This is a genomic window from Muriicola sp. (assembly GCF_049669965.1).
GTDB lineage: Bacteria > Bacteroidota > Bacteroidia > Flavobacteriales > Flavobacteriaceae > Muriicola.
In genome coordinates this window covers 1-7,908 of record NZ_JBATLB010000042.1, presented here as the reverse complement: position 1 = coordinate 7,908, position 7,908 = coordinate 1, and the positions used below count along the sequence as shown (strand labels likewise).

The following is a 7,908-nucleotide window of genomic DNA, read 5'->3' as shown; positions in this document are numbered from 1 at the left end:
GAAGAAAGGGAGCTTACCTATAGGGCAACAGGAACCTCAGGGGCCAGGACCCAGGGGTCTCAAACTGTGGCGATAGATAGTCTGGAAGTTTGGAAGGAATTATACGACAAATGGAAGACGGATACCTCCGAGGCTGTAGAAGTGATCTTTTATCCTAAAGAGATCTTACCAAAGCTCTTTGAGTTGTTTGAGGAGACCTTCTCTTCCATGCCAGCTGATGAAAGGATGTCATCAGACCATTTTCCGGAGGGCGGATACACCATGCACGGGCACACCCGTTTTGGATATATTGGGTATAACCACACCAGGCTGCCTACCGAAGAGGAAAAAGAGATCCTCACAAAATTCGCCACAGAATTTGAGCGTGTGTACCAGCGATTCGTCGATATTGAAAAAGCAGAGGCCCAGGCAAGGCAAGCACAGATAGAGGCGGCCCTGGAACGGGTACGCACCAGGACCATGGCCATGCACAACACAGAAGATATCGCCGCTACGGTCACCACTTTTTTTATTGAGATCATAGGCCTTGGCCTCGGAAGCACTACACGAAGCGGGATAGGGATACTCAGCCAGTCAGAAAAAATGAAATTATGGACCGCCTCCGTTAAGGATACCTCGGAAGTAGTCTTACATGCAGGACTACTAGACATGACCATTCATCCCTTGCTTCAGGGGGTAAAAAAGGCCTGGAAAAAAGGTGATCCTCATTTTACCTACGAATTAAAAGGAAAGGACAAGCTGGTTTATTTCCGGGCGATCAACAAGGCTCCGGAATATCCTATGAAGATAGACCTGAAGAAGCTGCCGGAAACTGTTTACCATTACAGTTTTCCGTTCAGGGATGGCAGTTTATTTGTCTTTTCCGATGAGCATTTACAGGATGATATCCGGGACATCTTTAAACGATTTGCCGCTGTGTTTGGCCAGACCTATACCAGGTATCTCGACTTGCATAAGGCGGAGGCCCAGGCCCGGGAGGCCCAGATAGAAGCGGCCCTGGAAAGGATCCGTGCCAGGGCAATGGCCATGCACAGTTCAGAGGAACTGAATGATGTTCTCAGCGTACTCTTCGACCAGTTTGATATACTGGGCATCAAGCCGGTTTGGGCCCACCTGAGCCTTATTGATCTAAAGAACAACACCTTTACCTATCGTATGACCGGGAGATCGGGAAAAAGGAGCCTGACCAAACAGGTCATCGATCTCAATGCCCGGGAGGAGTGGAAAGAGTCGCTGGAGAATTTCAAAAAAGGCAAGCCCAATTCTGTCTCTTGTTTAGAATACCGGCCGGAGGCGCTACCTCAGATCTGGGAATTATTCCATGAAACTCTTTCCGCCCTTCCCGAAGAAGGAAAGGTATACCATGAAGATTTTCCCGACGGGCTGTTTAATACCCAGGGGTATTGCAAGTTTGGCTATATTGGCTTTAACCATAACAGAAAGGCAACAGAAGAGGAAAAATCTATCGTTGCCAGATTCGCCACAGAATTTGGCAGGATCTATCAGCGTTACCTAGATATTGAAAAAGCCGAAGCCCAGGCCCGGGAAGCACAAATAGAAGTATCACTGGAACGCATCCGTGCCAGGTCAATGGCGATGCATTCTTCAGAAGAACTCAATGATGTGCTCAGAGTGATGTTCCAACAAATTGAAGCCCTGGGGATCGATGCCAAATGCGCTCACCTTACGTTAATGGATCTGGAAAACAACTCCTTTAGTTTCAGGATAACAGGAAAAAACGGTGCAGCGAACATTGGCGAACAGATCATCGATTTGAATGCCATGCCTATTTGGAAAGAGACGGTTGCCAAGTGGAAAAAGGCAAAACCACATAGCCACCAGTGTCTGGTATATCCGCCGGAAATTTTACCCGAGTTATGGAAATTGATTGATACCTCACTAAAGTCACTGCCAGCCAAAGAGCGTTTAAAAATCTCGGATTTTCCAAACGGACTTTTCGATTGTGAAGGGCACAACAAATTTGGATATATAGGTTTTAATAATTCAAGGCCCCCAACAGACGAGGAGATCAGCATTGCCATTAGGTTTGCCCGGGAATTTGAGCGGGTATATCAGCGATTTCTGGAAATTAAAAAAGCCGAAACCCAGGCTCGGGAAGCCCAGATTGAAACAGCTCTGGAAAAAGTGAGATCGCGTTCATTGGCCATGCATACTACAGGCGAAATGCAGCAGGTGGCCAATGCGGTATATGACCAACTCCGGGAATTGGGACTGGAGATGGACGCCGTTGGGATGAGTGGTGCGATAGAGGCAAAAGAGGATTATGATGTATGGATCGGAGGGTCATCCTTTGATAAACCCCTGCGGATCCCTTTTAATGATGCCACAAAAGTGCAAAGAGACTATAACCGGGCAATCGAAAGGAGATCAGAATTGTTTGCGAGAACCTATTCCGGTGAGATCAAAAAAGAATATACCAATCATTTACTGAGTCATGGTTTATTTCCGGAGGATCTAAAAAAACTCATGCTACAATCGGATGCTTTTTCAACCTCCATCTCCTTTGCGAAGAATTCGAGTATACAAATAGCGAGATATACGGCTGAGCCTTATTCGGAAAAGGAGAATGACATACTAAAACGCTTCGGCAAAGTCTTTGAACAGGCTTATATCCGATTTATGGATCTGCAAAAGGCAGAAGCTCAGGCGAGGGAAGCGGAGATAGAAACTGCGCTCGAAAAAGTACGTTCCCAGTCCCTGGCCATGCACAGCACCAGCGAAATGCAGCTGGTGGCCAATGCCATCTATGAACAATTAATCGCACTGGGGCTGGGGATGGATTACATTGGGATGAGTGGGGTGATAGAAGCAAAGAAAGACTATGATGTATGGGTTGGTGGAGCTTCTATTGATAAGCCTTTACGCATTCCATACAATGAAGACACCAAGGTACAACGCGATTACAACCAAGTGATTGAAGAACGGCCAGAACTGTTCACCAGGACCTATTCTGGAATTATAAAAAAGGCATACATCAACCGATTGCTAAGTACCGGCGATTTTCCGAAAGCAGTCAGGAAGAAGATGGAATCCTCCAAAGCCTTTAGCACCATGATTGCCCCCACCAAGAATTCGGGGATCCAAATTGTGCGCTATTCGGATCAGACATTTGAGGAAGAAGAGGGGGAGATCCTGAAACGTTTTGCCAGGGTATTTGAACAGGCCTATATCCGCTTTATGGATCTGCAAAAAGCAGAAGCGCAGGCACGGGAATCCCAAATAGAAATGGCCCTGGAAAAAGTCCGTTCCCGTACCATGGCCATGCACCAAAGTGATGAGCTTGGAGAAGTGGCTTCAGTCATGTTCGAACAAATTAGTACCCTAACCAATACACCGGACCGTTTTAATATAGGAATTACCAATGAAGCGGATAAATCCATTGATGTATGGGTGACCGATCAAAACGGGCATGAAGTGAATCAGCTGTTTGTGGCCAGGGCCGATAAATCGCCCGTCATTTCGGCATTTTTCAACGCCCGGAAAACGAAAAAAACACTTGCCATGGATCTGCACGGCAAGGCACTGAAAGAGTGGGTTCAGTACATGAACAAAGAGGTAGGGATCCCTTTTAAGGAGGAGCAGCTTAAAGAACACCGGTATATCAATTCTGTGTTCTTCTCCCACGGATTTATAGGGGTAACCACCAATGAACCCCTTGCGGAAGGAACAGTGGCGTTAATTGGCCGCTTTGCCAAGGTCTTCCAACAAACCTATGTCCGTTTTCTCGACCTGCAAAAAGCAGAATCCCAGGCCAGGGAAGCCCGTATTGAAGCTGCCCTGGAAAAGGTCCGCGCGGCCTCAATGGCCATGCATCAAACCGAGGATATCGGAGCCGTAGTGGTTGTATTCTTTAACCAGTTGAAGCAACTCAATATCCCTTTTGAGCAGGCCTGGATTAACATTTTTCATTTGGAGGAGGGGTATTTGGATACATGGTTCTCTCCTGTTGATGGGATATACCCTGAACCCACTTATTTTAAATTGCCCAGTGGTCCTTGGGAAGAAACCGCCATAAAGTCCTGGAAATCGGGTGCCCCTTTCGCCTATATGTCGCTTGGAACCAAGGTGGAGGTCGATCAGTTTTTGGAGGCTTGCGATCAAATTACAGATTCCAAATACTTTACACATGTACAGAAAAAGCTGAGAAACCGTCGACTGGAGTTTCTTGAGGCGCGTCATAAATATGGCTTCATCAGCATAACAAGCAAAGAGAAGCCTCCAAAGGAAGATGAGGAAATCCTGCAGCGATTTGCCAAAGTCTTTGAGCAAACCTATACCCGATTTTCAGATATCGAGAAAGCTGAAGAGCAGGCAAAGGAAGCCCAGATAGAGGCAGCCCTGGAAAAAGTGCGTAGTCGTTCTCTGGCCATGCAAAAACCCGAAGAATTGCAGGAGGTAGTGACTGTGGTGGGTGAAAAGCTGCAGGAGCTGGGGGTCATCCTCGATTCGGGCGGTGTGGTGATCTGTACCTATTACCCGGTTTCCAAGGATGTGATGCACTGGACGGCGACCTTTGATTCCACCCACCCATCTGTTCCTTATTACCTGCCTTATTTTGATACCCCCATATGGAAAGAAACATGGGCCTCAAAATGGGAATCGGATGATGACTTTTTCGAAAAAGTATTCTCCTACGAAGACAAAAACCATTTTTTCCAGAAAGCCTTTGAAATCTCAGATTACAAAAATTTACCTGAGGCCTACAAGAAACAATTATTGGAGTCTGAGAACCATGCCCTTTCCTTTGCCTGGCAGGCAAACTCGGCTTTGATGATTCCCTCCCATAACGGAAAACTATTGCCGGAGGAGCATAAGGCCATTTTAAAACGTTTTGCAAAGGTCTTTGAACAGGCCTATATCCGCTTTATGGATCTGCAAAAGGCTGAGGTACAAGCCAGGGAATCTAAAATAGAAATGGCCCTCGAAAAGGTTCGTTCCCGTACCATGGCCATGCATAAAAGTGAGGAACTGGGGGAAGTGGCTGCTGTATTGTTCGAACAGATTAGCACCCTGACCTTTGCCCCGGAGCGCTTCAATATTGCCATTGGCAATAAGGAAGAAGAATCTTTTGATATTTGGGTGACAGACCAAAAGGGCCATGAGGTTAGCAAACGATTTACGTTTCAGGTAGACAAGTCGCCCGTGGTCAGGGAAGTATTCAACGCCTGGGGAAAAGAGCCTTACATAGTGCAGGATCTGCATGGTAAAAAACTGCAGGATTGGGTGCGTTATATGCAGGAGGAAATCGGACTCCCATTTGACGAAGCCCGTTTAAGCGAGCACCGGTATATCAACTCCGTATTCTTCTCCCATGGATGTATCGGGATCACCACCAATGAACCGCCGGAAGCAGAGATTCTGGAGCTAATCGGCCGCTTTGCCAAGGTCTTCCAGCAGACCTATGTGCGTTTTCTGGACCTGCAAAAGGCAGAAACACAGGCGCGGGAATCACAAATAGAGGTGGCCCTGGAAAGGGTACGCTCAAGAGCCATGGCCATGCATCATACCGACGAACTCACGGATGTTCTGGGGGTGTTATTCGATCAGTTTGATTTTCTTGGGATCAACCCGGTGCTTACCCACCTAACCCTCTTTGACGAAGAAAATGAAACCTTTACCCTCCGCATTGCACGGGGTGGGAAGAAACGTGTTATAGCAGAACAACTCATCGATGTGAATGCGGTGGAAAGCTGGAAAACCTCCTTTGCGAACTGGAAGAAAAGTGAACTGCATGCCTTGGACTGTATTGATTATCCTCCGGAAATGCTACCGGCCGTATGGGAGGTGCTCAATGAGGTAATGAATGCTCTTCCGGAAGAACAAAAAATCTATCCAGAGGATTTCCCAAATGGCCTTTATACTACCCAGGGACACTGCAAATACGGTTATATAGGGTTTAACCACTCACGAAGAGCTACCGAAGAGGAAAAGGACATTGTCATACGTTTTGCCAAGGAGTTTGGGCGTCTGTATCAGCGTTTTCTGGATATCAAGAAAGCAGAATTACAGGCCAGGGAAGCTCAGATTGAAGGCGCCCTGGAAAGAGTGCGTTCCAAGACCATGGCGATGCATAATAGTGAAGATCTGGAGGATATAGTGGTTTCTTTATTTGATGAGGTAATGAATCTAGGTCTGGACCAATCCTTACGCTGTGGAATAGGCATACTTGAAGGTCATGAGGGAATGGAAACAAGATCAGTGAATTCAAATCCAGACGGAACAGTAGAATTAAGAGTGGGGATGTTAAATATGAACATACATCCCATGTTGGTGGGCCTTAAAAAGGCCTGGAAAAATGGAAGTACTGAGTATTCATATGACTATTCAGCAAAAGAGGTAAGAAAATATTATGAGGCACTCAACAATGAACCTGATTACCCATTTAATGCCGATCTTGAAGCATTACCGGATCGAGAATTTCATCGAAGTTTCTTTTATTCTTCAGGGATTCTTTTTGCGTTTTCCGAAAATCCTATTTCTGAAGAATCCTCTAAAGTTTTAGCGCGGTTCGCTTTAGTTTTTGGTCAGACCTACAGAAGGTTCCTGGATCTTCAAAAAGCAGAAGAAAGGGCAAAAGACGCCGTTAAACAAGCTTCATTAGATCGGGTACGAGGTCAGATCGCCAGTATGCGTTCTACAGAAGACCTGGAACGTATTACTCCCCTCGTATGGAATGAGCTTAAAGCTTTGGGAATTCCTTTTATCCGATGCGGGGTCTTTATTATAGAAGAGGCGAACAAAACTGTAAATGCATTTTTATCGGCCCCGGACGGGCATTCGCTCGGCGCCATGAAAATACCTTTTAATGCTGACAAGGATACTGCAGAAACTGTAGCTCACTGGAAGAAAGGCACGGTGTATAGGACCCATTGGGATAAAAATCAATTCCTGGAGTTTATGCAGACCATGACCGATCTTGGACAGGTTAGTAATAAAACGGAATATCAGGGGGCCGAACAACCTCCTGAATCACTGCACCTGCATTTTGTACCCTTTACTCAGGGTATGATGTATGTGGGGAATGTAGAGCCTTTGAGCGAAGACCAGATTGAATTGGCACATTCCCTGGCGGACGCTTTTGCCATCGCCTATGCCCGCTATGAAGACTTTAGTAAATTGGAAAAGGCCAAAGAACGGGTGGAGACTACCCTGAGTGATCTCAAGGCCACACAAAACCAACTGGTACAGTCCGAAAAAATGGCCTCCCTGGGGGAACTTACTGCCGGTATTGCGCACGAGATACAGAACCCCCTCAACTTTGTCAACAATTTTTCAGAAGTAAGTGTGGAACTCATAGAAGAGATGCAGGAAGAAATTAAAAAGGGAGACCTGGAAGAAGCTATGGCCATCATGGAAGATATCAAACAAAACCTGGACAAGATCAACCATCATGGCAAGAGGGCAGACGGTATTGTAAAAAGCATGTTGCAGCACAGCCGCAGCAGCAGCGGCGAAAAGGAACCCATAGACCTCAATGTGCTGGCCGATGAATACCTGCGCCTGGCCTACCATGGACTAAGAGCCAAGGACAAATCATTTAATGCCACTCTGGAGACGCATTTTGATGACTCCATAGGCAAGGTACATGTTATGGCTCAGGATATGGGCAGGGTGATCCTCAACCTGATCACCAATGCCTTTTATGTAGTTCAGGAAAAATCCTCCTTCGCTAAAGCTTCGGAGGATGACACCTATGAACCAACGGTAACGGTTAGTACAAAGAGAACAAAAGATGGCGTCAAAATTAGCGTAAAAGACAATGGAAATGGCATTCCCGAAGGGATCAAAGAAAAGATCTTCCAACCGTTTTTTACCACCAAACCTACCGGAGAGGGCACGGGCCTTGGTCTAAGTATGAGTTATGATATTGTCACCAAAGGGCATGGG

Annotated in this window: 1 protein-coding gene; it reads left to right on the top strand. The window is 46.4% G+C overall.

Annotation, left to right across the window (positions count from 1 at the left end):
• Nucleotides 1-7,908, top strand: a 7,908-nt coding sequence (locus WBM49_RS02540; protein WP_424370494.1) for a sensor histidine kinase, incomplete at both ends; no start/stop codon positions are given.